Source organism: Paenibacillus pectinilyticus (assembly GCF_001700435.1).
Lineage (GTDB): Bacteria > Bacillota > Bacilli > Paenibacillales > NBRC-103111 > Paenibacillus_E > Paenibacillus_E pectinilyticus.
Genome location: NZ_LYPC01000012.1, coordinates 200,994 through 214,407, shown reverse-complemented (window position 1 = coordinate 214,407; position 13,414 = coordinate 200,994). Strand labels below are relative to the sequence as shown.

16 protein-coding genes are annotated in these 13,414 nt (G+C 49.1%); 8 read left to right on the top strand and 8 right to left on the bottom strand.

Annotation, left to right across the window (positions count from 1 at the left end):
* Nucleotides 1–5 precede the first annotated feature (5 nt).
* Entirely contained in the window at nucleotides 6–707 is a 702-nt protein-coding gene (locus tag A8709_RS06925; RefSeq protein ID WP_065851453.1) for a response regulator transcription factor, read from the top strand.
* 6 nt (nucleotides 708–713) lie between these two features.
* On the opposite strand, the gene A8709_RS06920 is transcribed toward A8709_RS06925, so the two are convergent.
* Nucleotides 714–1,448, bottom strand: coding sequence for a DUF554 domain-containing protein (locus tag A8709_RS06920; protein ID WP_065851452.1), 735 nt, complete (start codon nucleotides 1,446–1,448; stop codon nucleotides 714–716).
* 120 nt (nucleotides 1,449–1,568) lie between these two features.
* Between A8709_RS06920 and A8709_RS06915 the strand changes: the two genes are divergently transcribed.
* Nucleotides 1,569–1,802, top strand: a complete 234-nt coding sequence (locus A8709_RS06915) for a hypothetical protein (protein WP_065851451.1) — start codon at nucleotides 1,569–1,571, stop codon at nucleotides 1,800–1,802.
* 100 nt (nucleotides 1,803–1,902) lie between these two features.
* Nucleotides 1,903–2,538: a thiamine diphosphokinase gene (locus A8709_RS06910; protein WP_065851450.1), complete on the top strand. Its 636-nt coding sequence runs from the start codon at nucleotides 1,903–1,905 to the stop codon at nucleotides 2,536–2,538.
* On the opposite strand, the gene A8709_RS06905 is transcribed toward A8709_RS06910, so the two are convergent.
* Nucleotides 2,523–3,422, bottom strand: a complete 900-nt coding sequence (locus A8709_RS06905; protein ID WP_065851449.1) for a LysR family transcriptional regulator — start codon at nucleotides 3,420–3,422, stop codon at nucleotides 2,523–2,525. The genes A8709_RS06910 and A8709_RS06905 overlap by 16 nt on opposite strands.
* Nucleotides 3,423–3,535: 113 nt before the next feature.
* Here A8709_RS06905 and A8709_RS06900 point away from each other — a divergent pair, with 113 nt between their 5' ends.
* The 3 genes from A8709_RS06900 to A8709_RS35405 all read left to right on the top strand — a co-directional run bounded on the left by A8709_RS06900 (nucleotide 3,536) and on the right by A8709_RS35405 (nucleotide 4,700).
* Nucleotides 3,536–3,919: a tautomerase family protein gene (locus A8709_RS06900; protein ID WP_065851448.1), complete on the top strand. Its 384-nt coding sequence runs from the start codon at nucleotides 3,536–3,538 to the stop codon at nucleotides 3,917–3,919.
* A gap of 39 nt (nucleotides 3,920–3,958) precedes the next feature.
* Nucleotides 3,959–4,294 (top strand): carboxymuconolactone decarboxylase family protein, encoded by a 336-nt coding sequence (locus A8709_RS06895; RefSeq protein ID WP_065851447.1) that lies wholly within the window; start codon nucleotides 3,959–3,961, stop codon nucleotides 4,292–4,294.
* Nucleotides 4,295–4,442: 148 nt separating this feature from the next.
* Nucleotides 4,443–4,700, top strand: a complete 258-nt coding sequence (locus A8709_RS35405) for a response regulator transcription factor (protein WP_167357020.1) — start codon at nucleotides 4,443–4,445, stop codon at nucleotides 4,698–4,700.
* A gap of 46 nt (nucleotides 4,701–4,746) precedes the next feature.
* On the opposite strand, the gene A8709_RS06885 is transcribed toward A8709_RS35405, so the two are convergent.
* From A8709_RS06885 to A8709_RS06870, 4 genes are all read right to left on the bottom strand, one after another.
* Nucleotides 4,747–4,965: a hypothetical protein gene (locus A8709_RS06885; protein WP_065851445.1), complete on the bottom strand. Its 219-nt coding sequence runs from the start codon at nucleotides 4,963–4,965 to the stop codon at nucleotides 4,747–4,749.
* Between the two features lie 128 nt (nucleotides 4,966–5,093).
* Nucleotides 5,094–5,585: a GAF domain-containing protein gene (locus A8709_RS06880; RefSeq protein ID WP_065851662.1), complete on the bottom strand. Its 492-nt coding sequence runs from the start codon at nucleotides 5,583–5,585 to the stop codon at nucleotides 5,094–5,096.
* A 179-nt stretch (nucleotides 5,586–5,764) separates the two neighbouring features.
* A complete protein-coding gene (locus A8709_RS06875) occupies nucleotides 5,765–7,030 on the bottom strand; it encodes an S-layer homology domain-containing protein (RefSeq protein ID WP_065851444.1) in 1,266 nt (421 codons plus the stop codon).
* Between the two features lie 180 nt (nucleotides 7,031–7,210).
* Nucleotides 7,211–7,660 (bottom strand): hypothetical protein, encoded by a 450-nt coding sequence (locus A8709_RS06870; RefSeq protein ID WP_244163119.1) that lies wholly within the window; start codon nucleotides 7,658–7,660, stop codon nucleotides 7,211–7,213.
* 366 nt (nucleotides 7,661–8,026) lie between these two features.
* Between A8709_RS06870 and A8709_RS06865 the strand changes: the two genes are divergently transcribed.
* Complete coding sequence (locus A8709_RS06865; protein ID WP_065851443.1) at nucleotides 8,027–8,593, top strand: RNA polymerase sigma factor; 567 nt, start codon at nucleotides 8,027–8,029, stop codon at nucleotides 8,591–8,593.
* Nucleotides 8,580–9,890 carry a hypothetical protein gene (locus A8709_RS06860; protein WP_065851442.1) on the top strand — a complete coding sequence of 437 codons (1,311 nt, stop codon included), beginning with the start codon at nucleotides 8,580–8,582 and terminating at the stop codon, nucleotides 9,888–9,890. The genes A8709_RS06865 and A8709_RS06860 overlap by 14 nt, the downstream gene beginning before the upstream one ends.
* 799 nt (nucleotides 9,891–10,689) lie before the next feature.
* Here the strand turns inward: A8709_RS06860 and A8709_RS06855 are convergent.
* Both A8709_RS06855 and nasC read right to left on the bottom strand, forming a co-directional pair.
* Nucleotides 10,690–11,217 (bottom strand): YfiT family bacillithiol transferase, encoded by a 528-nt coding sequence (locus A8709_RS06855; RefSeq protein ID WP_065851441.1) that lies wholly within the window; start codon nucleotides 11,215–11,217, stop codon nucleotides 10,690–10,692.
* A 48-nt stretch (nucleotides 11,218–11,265) separates the two neighbouring features.
* On the bottom strand, nucleotides 11,266–13,371 hold the full coding sequence (gene nasC / locus A8709_RS06850; protein ID WP_244163118.1) for an assimilatory nitrate reductase catalytic subunit NasC: 2,106 nt from the start codon (nucleotides 13,369–13,371) through the stop codon (nucleotides 11,266–11,268).
* Nucleotides 13,372–13,414: the final 43 nt, after the last annotated feature.

The following is a 13,414-nucleotide window of genomic DNA, read 5'->3' as shown; positions in this document are numbered from 1 at the left end:
TCGGCATGGCAGGAGAAACTATCTTAATCGTAGATGACGAACAAGAGATTGTCCAATTAATTCAACTCTACCTAGTGCGTGAAGGCTATAAAGTGATTAGTGCCAATAATGGACATGACGTGTTTGAAATTGTGAAAGAACATCGACCTGATCTTATTATTCTGGATATTTTGCTCCCAGGACTTGATGGTATAGAGGTGTGTCGACAGCTTCGCAAAACAAGCCATACACCGATCCTGTTCATTTCGTGCAAAAGCGAAGATATTGACATCATTCTGGGCCTAAGTATGGGTGGCGATGATTATATGACCAAGCCGTTCAGCCCGAGCCAGCTAGTCGCTAGAGTCAAAGCGCTGCTTCGCCGCAACTCGATTCGAGAGCAGCATCAGGATGATCCGCAATTGGTCAAATTCCCAGGACTAGAAATCGACCTCGTCAGCCACATCGTACGAGCTAACGGACAGACGATCTCTCTTTCTGCCAAGGAATTTGATTTGCTTTCACTTATGGCCAAAACGCCTAACCGCGTGTACAAGATCGAGCATTTGTTTGAGCTGATTTGGAGTTTGGACAGCATGGGAGATCCACGAACACTCATCGTACATATCAGTAATCTGCGCAAAAAAATTGAAGCCAATCCAGCTGAACCAAGGTACATCATTACGGTTAGAGGCGTTGGCTATAAATTTAATGGGTCTACCGGTTAGTCCTATTTACCTCAACCATGCGGTGATCCATTGCTGAATGGGGACTGCCGCCGCTGCAATAGCGAGGGCTGGGAGCATATTCGCCACGTTAATCTTCTTTATTTGCAAAATATTAATACCTACACCGATGACGAGGATGCCTCCAACCGCTGTAATTTGAACAATCATCGCATCTAGCGAAGCTTGGGTAAATGCCATCGCAATCACGGTAGCCAGCAGGGCTATTGTTCCTTGCATGACAAAGACCGATACCGCTGAGAACACAACACCAATGCCTAATGTTGAGGCGAAAATGATAGATAAGAACCCATCGAGCAGCGATTTGGTATATAAAATATCATGATTATGCCTCAGTCCACTATCTAAGGGACCTAGTATCGCCATGGCTCCAATACAGTAGACGAGTGTCGTAGTCACGAATCCTTCCGAAATCGAGCTTGTCCCGGTTAATGGAGCGTCCGACTGTTTGCTAAGCTTAGCCTGCAGCCAGTCACCGAGTTGTCCGAGCCTAGCCTCAATTCGCATCAGCTCACCGATGATTCCGCCAAGCACAACACTCATAATGACAATCACGATTTGATTCGATTTGAGTGCCATTGTAATACTAAGCACAGTTATTGCGAGCCCAAGGCCCTGCATGACTGTGTTTTTGATGCTATCTGAGATGCGGGGCAGCAGCATGCCAAGAAATCCTCCGATGATGATGGCGGCTGCGTTCACAATCGTCCCCCATAAAGCCATGCCTTTCATTCCCCTTTGCGTATAAGCTATGATGACTCACTTATTCTACACGATTCCCCTCATAATTTCCTCTAACGTTGGAGAAGGTAAGGATAAGCAACGGGAAAGGAGGCATGTTGAATGTCGAAAGACAAAAGAATGGATCCGATGACAGGCGATACGGTTGAAACCGACGGTATTTATGCCAATGAGTCTGGGCAAGAGATTACGCTAAAACGGGGGGATGAGTTCCCCGCCGACCCTGTTCTAGGGCGCACTACCTACGAATTACAAGGCTTCGCCGATGAGGCGGAGATTGATCACGATCAATCGGAACTTAATCCGATGCGCAAGCGTGTAGATGCACGAACCTAAGAGAAACCGGGCAGCCTTCAAGGGTTGCTCGGTTTTTTGCCCGTCTATGCTATACTAAAGGGATGATATGTTCTAATTTCTCCCTGGGGGTCAACAAGTTATGAATCGCATTATGATAATCACAGGTGGCACACTCGGTGATTGGGCGCTCGCTGAAATCCAAGCAGATGATATCCTCGTCGGCTCTGATCGCGGAGCGTTGTTTCTCATCCAGCATGGGTATCGGCCGCACATCTCCATGGGAGATTTCGATTCCGTTACGGCTGACGAACTGGCACGCATTCGAGCTTCTAGTCATGCCTTCATCGATTGCGATCCCATCTTCAAGGACTTGACGGACACGGAGATGGCCTTTAATTGGGCGCTGGATCAAAAGCCGAGCCAGATCCTAATCGTCGGCGCGTTAGGCACGCGATTCGATCATTCGCTTGCCAATGTGCATTTGCTGCGCAAAGGCATGGCTCTAGGGATTCCTTGTGCCATTATGGATGCGAACAATCTCATCATGGTGATCGATCAACCAACATCCGTGCGACGCGGCCCTTATACCCATCTTTCCCTGCTTCCGCTTAGCTTAACGGTCACAGGTATCACCTTGCATGGCTTCCAGTACCCGCTGCATGAAGCGACGCTTGAAATCGGCATGTCGCTCGGTATCAGCAATGTTTTGGTGGAATCCGAAGGGCTTATTGCCCTATCTTCGGGGTTGCTCCTTGTGATTCAAAGTAAAGACTGAGCGGCAGCTTGAGTCCTTGTAAAATGATCCCTCAGCAGCCTCATAAAAAGTCGCTGCGTCGAGGGTACATAGTCTTGTTTCCTATTTTGCAATAAACCGATGCTGAAATTCGGATTGGTTAGAGGGACGGGTATGGTCACCACTCCTTGCGGAAGCACGGTTGAAGCAAGTACGACGCCTACGGAAGATAAGTGTTCGACGAAGGCGGGTATGGCTGAAATTTGGCTCACCGTATGCATCAAAGGCTGGGAGGAAAAGCCCTGCAGTTCTTCCATCAACCGTGCATGATACAGACAACTAGCTCCGCCGATGATCAAGGGATAAGCGAATACATCCTCTGACACAAGCTCACTTCGAGACGCTAGCGGGTGATCTCTTCCCACAATGAACGTCATTTGTTCCTCATACAGCGGCTCAAAGTGCATACCCGCAGCCGCTTTAGGCTCGCCACTCACAGCGAAATCAATTCGATTCGCCAACACCTCTTGAGCGAGTCCTTCGGTATTCCCCATTGTAAAATGACAGCTAACCTTCGGTTTCACAACGCGAAATTCCGCCAGAACTGCCGGCAGCGTGCGCATCAGGACAGGTTCAATCGCCCCAATCTGCAGCGTGCCGATTTCCTCCTTCTCCAACGCCTTCGCCTGGTCGGCCACATAAATCCAATGTTGAATCAGCCCCTCCACTTGTTCCGCGTAAATCGTGCCCGATGGCGTTAGAATAGCGTCCCAGCCTCGTTTAAACAGCTTGAACCCCAACTCTTTCTCTAATCTCTGCACTTGATTCGTAACCGTAGACTGCGCGTAATTCAGCTTAGCTGCTGCCTTGGTAAAGGATCCCTCTTCAATAATCGTCCGAAAGGTGAGTAGCTCTTTAAGATCCAACCATGTTCATCTCCATCGATAAAATCGAATTTCTTTATGATTATTTTCAATTATACCAATGAAGAAAGAGCGAGTAAAATAGGATTAATCCAATACGAGGAGTGATTCATCCCATGCCATTCGTTCGCGTGAGCTATCTCGACAATCAATATACCGAAGCCGAACTCCCGATCATCAGTCAATGCATTTTGGAAACTTTGATGACTCATTTCCATGTCCCGGCGGACGATTATTTTCAAATTTTCCATGGGCATAGCAAGCACGAGTTTTATTATGATCCTCAGTATCTAGGGGTCGCTAGGTCCGATCGACTATTATATATCCATATTTCCCTGGCTTCTGGCAGAAGTACGGAGCAGAAACGTCAGTTCTATCGCGCATTAGCATCACTGATTTCGACGAAATGCCAGATCTGCGACAATGATATTTTCGTCGTTTTGCATGAAACCGAGAGAGAGGATTGGAGCTTTGGGAAAGGGCTCGCCCAGATGATCTAAGCTTGTCCTAACTTACTTATAGAGAAAGAGGGAATTATCATGAGTCACCCGCCGATTACTCCAACCGTTAGAGAAACGATTGGTGAGCTTGCATCAGACTTTGTGCGTTATACGGAAGAGATTTTATTTGGAGATGTGTGGCGAAGCGAGGCTTTAACCCTAAGAGACCGAAGTCTCATCACCGTGGCCGCCTTAGTCGCGGGGGAGCACACCCAGCAATTGCCCTATCATTTGGGGTTGGCGAAGGAAAATGGTTTAACAGAGGCTGAGCTGTTCGATGTCATCACACATCTCGCTTTTTATGTAGGGTGGCCGCGGGCTGCTTCAGCGTTGCAGGTAGGGAAAACCGTATTCCAAAGCGAGTCTGATCACTAAATTGTACGATATAAATTACATAAAAATTTGGAAATTCGACACTCTCTTTACGTTATTCCGCAGCTAATTCTGTTACAATTAGGGGTAGGCTAGTCATCTTTCGAGATATTGAGGTCGTTTAAGCATGCCCCCTGTACAAGAGAACCTTGTGAAAACTCTTTATCCTACACAGCTACCTTCTGTCATTACACACTTTGCCTCCCAACATGTCCTTACGAATCGTGAAGCTCAGATTATTGCCCTTATCGCTTTACGTGGATATAGCAATAAAGAGATCGCTGACGTTTGCTTCATCAGTGAGAAAACAGTGAAAGTCCACATCGAGAAAATTATGGATAAAGTCGGAACGCGGTCGATGCGCAAGCTCCTATCCGCCATTATTAGCACCGACGCTTACCCTTCATAATGAGGAAAAAAGAACCGCCAGCTGCTTAGCAGTTGGCGGTTCTTTTTTAGCTGTGGTGGCAAGCTTCCCAAGGCATTTGCAAATAGATGGAGAACGTCCAGCTAATCTGCCCTATTTTCGTCGAAATACCCAAATAAATGGAAAATAGGTAGTTAATTCTCTCGTTATTCTCATTGTCAGGCAGAATGCCTAAAATTAGCTGTAGGTTATCCAGGTATTCTTGTTCTTCATGAGATAAGGCGATATATAACTGGATGTTTTCCATTTATTCGCTGCACGCAAAGCCTTGGCAGAACCCTCTACGCTTGGATCTTTGGTAAAAGTTCGATGCTTCTCTCATATGCACATACATTCCCTTTTGCACGTTGGGTCTCCAAGCAGTGGGCTTCCACCTTACATAGCAGCGGCTAGCTTCTGCACAAACTGCTCCAAAAACTGCTGATCGACGGCATCGAATCGATCTAGGATCGGGCTGTCGATGTCTAGCACACCGATGAGCTCGCCACCCGCGACAATCGGGATCACAATCTCCGATTGCGAAGCCGCATCGCAGGCGATATGTCCCGGGAATGCGTGGACATCCGCAACAACCACGGTCTCTCTCCGCTCAGCGGACGTGCCGCAAACGCCTTTACCGAAAGGAATCCGCACGCAAGCGGGCAATCCTTGAAAAGGCCCCAACACCAGCTCGTTCTTATCCTGCTGCTGATCCACCACATAGAAACCTGCCCAGTTGATGTTCTCCAAGAACTGTCCGAGCAATGCCGCCGCATTCGCCAAATTAGCCACACGGTTCGGTTCATCATGTATTAATGCTTCAAGCTGCCCAATGAGCAACGTATATTGTTCTTCTCTCGTTCCGCTATAGTTCGATTTAGTAAACATCGTCATCATCCTCATTTCCTCTGTCTATCTCCATCATACCAAAAGAATGCCCTCTCGCCAAAAACTAAAAAGGCAACCGGCTATATAAGCCGATTGCCCTTATTTCGAAATCGTTCTTCCATAACGATGAGCCGGAGAATGTTTTACTTTTGCCCGTAATACGCGCCTAATTCACTATTTTAAGAATGAATAATTGAGAAAATGATCGTTTTCCCATCAGACTCTAGACGTGTTTCCACGGAATAGCTGCCAATTTGCGTCGTCGTCGTCTCGAGCACACCCTTCGCTGCCGCACGCGCACATGCATCTGAGAACTGCCGATAGAAAATGTCTGCATCATACCCGAACAAGAAATCCGTAAATTTACGGATGCTTTCCGTATTACGAGCCAACACGCCATCTTCAAGCCGCACCGTGACGCCATAGGTTACGAACTGTGGATCTAACCAGAGCGAAGCCTCGTTACTGTTACGTGCTTCAACCGTCGCACCGTTCTTGGCTTGCCCTTTGGCATCCGCATCTCGGAACAACCGCAAGGTGGTCTCTTCCAAATCATAATTGGTTCCGCGCAGCTTACCCGCCTCTTCCATCACTTCATACGCCTGCAGCATACGCTGATCCGGGAACACCAGCTTCTTGTAGCTGCCATCCTTCGTAGGCACCACTTTGACGAATGCTTCCTTATCATTTTTCACGACGATGCGTTTGGATTTCGTTTGTAAACGAGAAATAATTTCAAGGGCCTCAGCCCGCGTCACATATTTCCCCACGCCGAAGTAACCGTTCGGATACCCTTCCATGAGACCTTTGGTCATCGACTCACCGATAAACTTCTGCTGTCTGCTCGTTGCGCTCTGCAGATCGCCGAATTGCGATGCTAGCGCTAAGCTATACGTTTCATCCTCTAAATATTCGGTTTCCTTCAATAAATAGTACAAAATCTCAGCAACATCTTCCCGCTTCAGCGAAGCTTTGTAATCCCCGAACTGACCTTTGCTTATAAAATGCAAATCACTCGCGAGATCCAAATACGGCTTCGCCCAGTAACCGACCGTGTTAGGCTTAAACGTGAAATCCCGATAATCCTGTTGCAAAATGTTTTGGTTACTTGCACTCAACGTTTGCAAGAAGCTTGTCTTCCACTTCCGTTCCCCATTCGGGAACTTATCCGTGAAGGCCAACAGCACAATTTTCACAAATTGGTCTGCCGTTACGGTCTCATCAGGACGGAAGGTCCCATCAGGGAATCCATCCAGCAAGCCTTGCTGTACCATTTGATTAATCGTTTGCTCCGCCCAGTGCCCGCGAATGTCTGTGAACCCCGCTGCTTCACTTTTACTCTGCAGGCTGCCTATAAGGAATAGGCAACTCATTGTCGCGATGACTAGCCATTTATTCAGTCGTATCATTGTCATATTCTCCGCTTCTTCCCGAATTTTCGGCACTCACTTCCACCATTCTCTAGGATAAGCCTTCTACTAGCCTTTGAGAACATGCTTAAAAGCCCAATCATCACAGCCTGCAAAGCCCTACCCTCACTGGGACTATAGCCACAGAAAATGGCAAAAAGACCCTGCTCTCTACTAGGTAGAAAGCAAGATCCGTGATCTCGAATGTGAATGGAATTAGCCGTTCATTTTGTTATTTACGACCGTTTTGGCCGAATTGTAATATCGCATCCAATCGACAATGTACATCATTTTAGCTAGGAAATCGGGTGCGCTCCCTTGTAAATGACTGTACTTTTCGTCCTGCAGTAGTTGATGAAGCTCGTACCCTTTGACATACAACACCTTAATAAAAGCTTCTTCTGTTTGTGGTTTATAGAGATCCGTGCCTCGGGAAAGTTCAATTTCCTCAATGATTGTACCGCGATAGTACGGGTACACATTCACCTGCAGACCCATATCAATGTACGCTAATCCTGTATATTCAAAAGGAAGCCAAATTAAATTCGTCTTCTTGTCCTCAAGCTTTACGGTGTACACTAAGCCTAAGTTCAGGGCAATCGGCTGCGGATAATTGCTTATAAGGCCGGATCGCAGATGATCCGCTACATGCTCAACGAAATTCATGGTGTTCTTCCTCTCCAAAGGATCTAGTCCTTTCTTCATATTGCGCGTTAAAGCGTTGCTATGTCAAGCTTGTTCCGAATATGTTTGGAATGTACGAATAGGAAATCGTGATAGCGTTTGCAGTTCCTCCTCGCTAAACTTCTCTGAACAGCGCTGCATTTCCTGCCGTTTACGACCTAACCAGCTTGAATTACCGCAGGTAGCGCCTTGGCATGAACAGACAGCTCAACGAATACGCTGGGTTGAGGCGGAAAAGAGCTATTGCTTACGAATACTGTAAGAACAGTGCTTGGTGGAGACGAAAAATTTTTCTTAGCACATGAACTTTTCGCAACTTAAAGCGTCTATATAGGAGAGGTGAGAGAATTGGAGACGACCGGTGTCCATGTATTTGATTATTTGAAGTACATAGCAGAAACAACGGATCAGAAAGTGATCCTACGCAATATCATGGAAACCTACGGGAACGATGTGTGGAACTACGCCTTCAGCATCTGTCGCAACAAGGATGCTGCCGACGACATTGCCCAAGATACCTTCCTAAAAGTATATCGTAATCTAACGACTTTCCGTGGTGAAGCTGCGGTAAAAACTTGGTTACTGACCATAACACGCAATACGGCATATGATTATTTACGCAAAGCTTTTTGGCGTAAGGTGACGCTTGTAGGCTTCGTCCAATCAGGAGGAATCTCCAGTTCAGCAGAAACCGAAGCTGTCGAAAATTTATACGCGAGTGAAATCTGGCAAAAGGTTCTTTCTTTATCGCCTAAATATAGAGAAATTCTCATTCTTCATGCGCATTATCAGATGACCACCAAAGAAATGGCTGCGATCTTAGCCATCTCGGAAGGTACGGTCAAATCCAGGCTTCACCACGCCAGACTTAAAGTGCTAAGTCTGAAGGAGCGTGAAGCGCTTGAACACTCCTGAGCCGGATGATTTCGAGAAGGACTTGGAAGATGGCCCCCTTAAACAGAAGGGATTCACCTCCAAGCTTCAGCATGATATCGAAAATACGATTCGACAAAAGGAACGGACCAAGTCCAAGCTCAGGCCCATTCTTCTCTTCGCAGGGATTGGAATCGTCCTGACCGGCGTGTTCGTTTTCCCTTGGCAGTCGTTACACACCCAAAGCGAGGCTGCTGCCCTAGAAGGCACTCCGATGGAAGCGATGGCCGTCTCTACCGTCCCCCCTACGCCCATTAGCACAGCGCTGCTAATTGGTCTACGGACGGAGCACGAGCCTGCTCCGAGTGGATCTGGGCGTGTTCTGTCGCCACTGCCTTACAGTACCTATCGCACGATGCTCATTGCACCTGTTCGTGGGCAGCTACAGAAAACCGCAGAAGGCACAGGTATCCTGATGCCCTATAAGCAAAACTTCTGGAAAATTGACTCCCTCACCCATACTACGAACACAGGGGAGTCCCATTATCTCTCAGCACACTTAGCTGATCAGCCTGTCAAACCGGAAAAATTCGTTGATCCTCCAGACAAAGAATTTAACCGTGCGGAAACGCTGTTGTTTGCAGGCAACCAATATATTTCCGTAGCGGAATCGGAAGAGGCATGGGATGGGAATGCCCCTTATAAAGCGAATCGCATCTGGGTGCGCACACTTATGCAACTGAAAGAAGCGCGCACTATGCAATTCTATAAAAAGCCGGTGGACAAGAACCATGTGTCCATCATGGATGTCTATGGCACGAGTGTGACGAGTGATCTTGCGAATATATCCAACCTTGCAGATAATTCATTTGGCGAAATATCTGGTCAAAGCTGGACGGTCCAGCGTGAGCCTGGCCGATGGGTCGGCAAAGTAGCAGAAACGCCACGCGCTGGTTCCGCAGCACATGATGGCTATGTGCTGCGTGATTTCCCACGTGAGCTGCCCGATAAAGTCAGCAACCACGATGACCTCTGCTGCTCCTGGGGCAACATTAAGGCCTCATGGCCGTTAGCTACGGACGCGTTAACCTCGCCGATGAACGACATGCTCGTTATTTTCGAGGAGGGCAAGCTGAAATTCTACTCGTACGGGCAGGCGCCAGGCAGTGAGCCTCAGCTTACGCTCGCGCTACAGCCTGGCGAGCAACTCGTCATGGCACAGTGGGCGACGGATCACTACGTCCAGGAGTGGATCGACAAGGTCGACCGATATTTGCCGGCAGCATCTGGACCTGTCGTCGTGGAAGACTTGGCAGGGGCTAGGACAGCTGTTCGATAATGCCATGAATAATTGAATGCAAATGGAGCTAAGCAAATGTGCTTAGCTCCATTTTTTTGGTGTTTATCGGTGGGGTGTTTGTCGCAAAACCGACTGCCCCGTGAGTGACTGCCGCATTTGGTGCTCACTTAGTCGGGAAAACCGACTATCTTGGTGGCGGCTCCGGCTTTTGGTGCTCATTTAGTCGGAAAAACCGGATATCTTCTGGGCGACTTCGGCTTTTGGTGCTCATTTAGTCGGAAATGCCGGTTATCTCGGGGGTGACTTCGGCTTTTGGCGGGCACTTAGTCGGGGAAAGCGGCTATCTTCTGGGCGACTCCGGCTTTTGGCGCTCACTTAGTCGGGAAAACCGGCTATCTCCTGGGTGACTTCGGCTTTTGGCGGGTACTTAGTCGGGGAAACCGGCTATCTTCTGGGCGACTCCGGCTTTTGGCGCTCACTCATCACTAGCCGAGCTATATAACATCGACTTACAATGTGCTCAAGAACCGTCTATCGAGCTGCATGTCGATATATTCGACTTACAGCGCGCGTAAGCTCCGCATATCAAGCTGTATGTCCATAAACTCGACTTACAGCGCTCGCAAGCTCCATATATCGAACTGCATGCCGGTAAATTCGACTTACAGTGCATGCAAGCTCCACACATTGAGCTGTATGTCCATAAATTCGACTTACAGCGCGCGCAAGCTCCGCCTATCAGGCAGTATGTCGATTAAATCGACATACTGTGTCATCAAGCGCCCGTTAGACGAAGCGATTGCGTATTAAATCGACATCCCGCATCGTCCCTCAGTCCCTACCAGCCTTTGCGATCCCTCAATCTTGTAATATGAGCAATATGATGATTGCCATGCCAAGCATAGTTGCCAACATTCCAATCCAGTCGAATCGTGTTGCCCGACTCAGGATGAACAAAAGCATGCGCAAATTGTTCTGGCTGCATGTCATGCAGAAGGATCATCCAGCGGCTATGCAGCGCATCTAGCAGCGCGAGCGACAACTCCACTGGCGCGGACTTCCCGTCGCTAAGCTCTGCCCAGCGATCCTCGTAATACGGCCGAATCGTCGGGGACTCTTCCGTCAGTGCTAGTTTGAACCGTGTGTAGCTGTTCATATGGCTGTCTGCGACGTGATGCACCACCTGACGCACTGTCCAGCCTCCTGGGCGATACGGTGTGTCTAGCTGCTCGTCTGTGAGCCCAGCTACGGCTTCACGCAGTCTGCTTGGCGTCGATGCAATGTCGGCCATCCACTGCTGAAGCTGCGATTCCGAGATATCACCAACATGTTCAAATAATCCAATCGGGAAACGTAAAGCATCCATATGATCAGCTCCTTTTGCTACTATTATAGCGGAGGTTGGTTGGACTGCCTATATAGTCGAGCTAACGCTCACCGCACAAACCTTAAATCCGGGCATCCGACAAAAGGGATCCAATGCATCATGCGTCAGTACATTGACGTTTTGATCGGCGCCCCAGTGCATCGGAACGAATATCGTATCCGTCCGTATACTGGATTTGAACCTGCTGCGGACCTGAATGGTGCCGCGTCTTGACGTTATTTTCACAACACTATCGTCGGTGATACTGTATTTCCCTGCCGTCTCGGGATGAATCTCCATGAAGGATTCCTCATCTCGTTTAGCTAAGTGGGGACTCCTGCGAGTCTGCTCACCGGTCAAATAATGCGAAAGCACCCGGCCTGTCGTTAAAATCAGCGGGAACTGCTCATCCACCTGCTCCTTCGGCAAATGATTCGCCACCGTCGTCAATAATGCCCTCCCCTCAGGGAGTGGAAACGAGGCCTCGAACAACCGGTGCACACCAGGATGACCTAGCTCTGGACAAGGCCAATAAACTCCTTCTTCCGCACGCAGACGGTCATACGTAATGCCGTAATAATCCGCCACGCCGCCACGGCTAGCCAACCGAAGCTCATCAAAAATATCTTCTACGCGCTCATAACGGAAGTATTTACCTCTACCCAGCTCCTCTGCCAATTCACAAAGGATCTGCCAATCTGGCTTCGCTTCCCCCGGCGCAGGCCGCCCGGCCTCCCGCAACAGGACACGTCCCTCGAAATTCGTGAGCGTTCCTGCATTTTCAAGAAACGCTGTCGCAGGCAAAATCAAATCAGCCATCTGGGCTGTCTCCGACATCAGGAAATCCGCCACAACGAGGAAGTCGAGCTTGCTTAGCGCTGCCTCCACCAAATTCGCATTCGGATTCGACAGCAGCGGATTCGAAGCCATCACAAAAAGGCCACGGATCTCCTGCTTATGAGCTTTCACCATCATTTCGTAGGCAGATACACCTTTGCCCGGCAGCTCGGCAGGATCGATGCCCCAAACACTCGCAACATAGGCGCGATCCTCAGGATTTTCGATAAGTCGGTAGCCTGGAAGCTGATCGGCTTTTTGTCCATGTTCCCTGCCGCCCTGCCCATTCCCTTGCCCCGTCACGGCACCGTAGCCGCAGCCAGGTTTGCCGATTTTACCCGTTAACAGCACCAGATTCAGAAAATTCCGAACCGTCATATGCCCATCCGTCTGCTGTTCGACCCCTCTTGCTGTGAAAACCATCCCTGTCGCCGCTTGACCGTAGGCCATTGCCGCTTGGCGGATCAGCTCGATAGATATGCCCGTTAACTCCGCAATTCCCGCTAAATCGAGCGCTGCAAGATGCGCCTCAAGCTCCGCAAAACCTTGCGTGCGCTCCCTAGTAAAGGTTTGATCGACCAGCCCCTCATCCAGCAAAATTTTCAGCATCCCGTTCACCAACGTCGCATCCATGCCTGGTTTCACTTTGAGATGCAAATTAGCCATCCGCGTTGTCCCCGTTTCTCTTGGATCGATGGCGATGATGAAGGCACCTCTGGCTTTCGCCCTCTTGAAAAAAGGCATAAGCGTCGGCTGACACTCCGCAATATTCGTCCCTGCCAGCACGATGCAGTCGGCAAGCGCGATATCTGCGATTTGGTTCGTCAATCCACGGTCGATGCCCAGCACCTTAACCCCAGCAGAAGCAGCTGCCGACATACAGAACCTGCCGTTATAGTCGATATATTTCGTCTGCAGCGCGACACGCGCGAATTTGCCCAACAGATAGGCCGATTCGTTCGTTAAAGATCCGCCACCATACACGCCCACAGCGTGCTTACCGTACTGCTCGCCAAGCGCTGTAAACTTACTCGCCATGAGCTCGTAGGCAGCTTCCCAAGAGATGGGGACGAAGTGACCGTCCTTTTTCTGCATGGGGTGCAACAGACGGTCTCCCATGAACACATGCTCGTGCGCATAGACACCTTTGATGCAGAGGCGGCCCTCGGAAGCCGCATTATACGTTGGAATCACCGAGAAGGTGGAACGACCGTCTGTGGGATTCTGCTCTTGGATGACCTGCATTTTACATTGGACACTGCAAAAAGGACACTGCGTGTCCATGACTAGACGGTGTGTGGCGTTCGTAGCACTCATTTGAATTCAACTCTCTTATCGAAGTAGCTCTAAGCTACGGATT

Bases quoted from the DNA above. Each gene is read 5' to 3' on its own strand.
- A8709_RS06920 (WP_065851452.1), bottom strand. From the start codon at position 1,448: ATGGCTTTATGGGGGACGATTGTGAACGCAGCCGCCATCATCATCGGA.
- A8709_RS06910 (WP_065851450.1), top strand. From the start codon at position 1,903: ATGAATCGCATTATGATAATCACAGGTGGCACACTCGGTGATTGGGCG.
- nasC (WP_244163118.1), bottom strand. From the start codon at position 13,371: ATGAGTGCTACGAACGCCACACACCGTCTAGTCATGGACACGCAGTGT.
- A8709_RS06885 (WP_065851445.1), bottom strand. From the start codon at position 4,965: ATGGAAAACATCCAGTTATATATCGCCTTATCTCATGAAGAACAAGAA.
- A8709_RS06855 (WP_065851441.1), bottom strand. From the start codon at position 11,217: ATGGATGCTTTACGTTTCCCGATTGGATTATTTGAACATGTTGGTGAT.
- A8709_RS06900 (WP_065851448.1), top strand. From the start codon at position 3,536: ATGCCATTCGTTCGCGTGAGCTATCTCGACAATCAATATACCGAAGCC.
- A8709_RS06870 (WP_244163119.1), bottom strand. From the start codon at position 7,660: ATGAATTTCGTTGAGCATGTAGCGGATCATCTGCGATCCGGCCTTATA.
- A8709_RS06925 (WP_065851453.1), top strand. From the start codon at position 6: ATGGCAGGAGAAACTATCTTAATCGTAGATGACGAACAAGAGATTGTC.
- A8709_RS06880 (WP_065851662.1), bottom strand. From the start codon at position 5,585: ATGTTTACTAAATCGAACTATAGCGGAACGAGAGAAGAACAATATACG.
- A8709_RS06915 (WP_065851451.1), top strand. From the start codon at position 1,569: ATGTCGAAAGACAAAAGAATGGATCCGATGACAGGCGATACGGTTGAA.
- A8709_RS06895 (WP_065851447.1), top strand. From the start codon at position 3,959: ATGAGTCACCCGCCGATTACTCCAACCGTTAGAGAAACGATTGGTGAG.